This window comes from Deltaproteobacteria bacterium (assembly GCA_011773515.1).
In the GTDB taxonomy this organism is placed as follows: domain Bacteria; phylum Desulfobacterota; class Deferrimicrobia; order J040; family J040; genus WVXK01.
The window spans coordinates 1-1,157 of sequence record WVXK01000109.1 but is presented as its reverse complement, the minus strand read 5'-3'; positions in this window follow the sequence as shown (position 1 = coordinate 1,157).

Genomic DNA, 1,157 nt, shown 5'->3' with positions numbered 1-1,157 from the left:
ACATCGCGGCAAAAGGCGATGAAACAATAACTCATCCATAAACCTAAAACTCGAATGTTCTATCGGTGACCATTCGGGAAAACACAGGGAGTTCCCGGTTACATCTTATACTGATGCTCCTGGCCTCCCCCGATAGTTGGAGAACTTCAAGGATTCACCATACGATATATTGAGTCTCACAGATAGTCACTCCTTTGTTCTCGCATGTTTTGCAGAAGAGCAACCATTGCGTTGAGGAACGGCAGGAGGCGGTGCTGATTTTCCTGTGACAGGTGAACGATCATGTTGTAATGGTTCGGCATAAGAACAAAGTGGAATATATCACTGAATATTTTTAATGGCATAATGAAAGACTCCGGCGCAGAATCTCATAATTTTTTTCTCGTCGAATCTGATACTCTGTTATTCGTTCGTGTTGTTATGTGGTAGGAGTTTTAAGCTTGGAGAATCCTTATCGGTCTTCGCACAGGTACCCCATCTGCTCTCTCTCACCCTTTGATGAGAATTAATCATGGCACCATGATCACAATATTCTGGGCTTGGTAAACGAGCAAAAGTTGTACTGCTGTGAAACTATATAAATTTGGATAATTATTACTATCATCCAAAAGTTAAAACATTGACAAGAGATAATCAGTCTTGAATTGAACCATTTTCTAAAATATTTTTTTTACATACTGTAAAATATTGCTTGACTTCCTTTCTGTTCTGTTATATTCAACATTTGGTTAAATAAAAGGGGTCGAAGAAAAACATCAAAGGGCTAAATGATAAACTATTTTTCCTTGAGGATTTGAGATTAAAAAAGCTTTTGATGATAGTTTTAAACATAAAATTAGGGTTGACAAACACTTTTATGTTTATCAAAATATTTACAAATTCTTATTTGGTGCAATAGACACTGACACAAAACAACGTTTTTGATTCTTAAACGTAGATAAAAAACACCTTTGCGGAGAGCTGCTCTTAAACAAAAAAACCAAACGAAAGGAGGTGAGTTATCACGGGTGACTTCAAGAAAGTAACTGGACGACGTGATGTAAAGTGATCTAGTCTAAAAAGCTAATTAGGGGGGAGATTATGAGAAAAAACCTTATTATCTGTCTTATCGCTGTCCTGGCACTTCTCTTCTTTGGCGTCAACAGCGCTATGGCAGG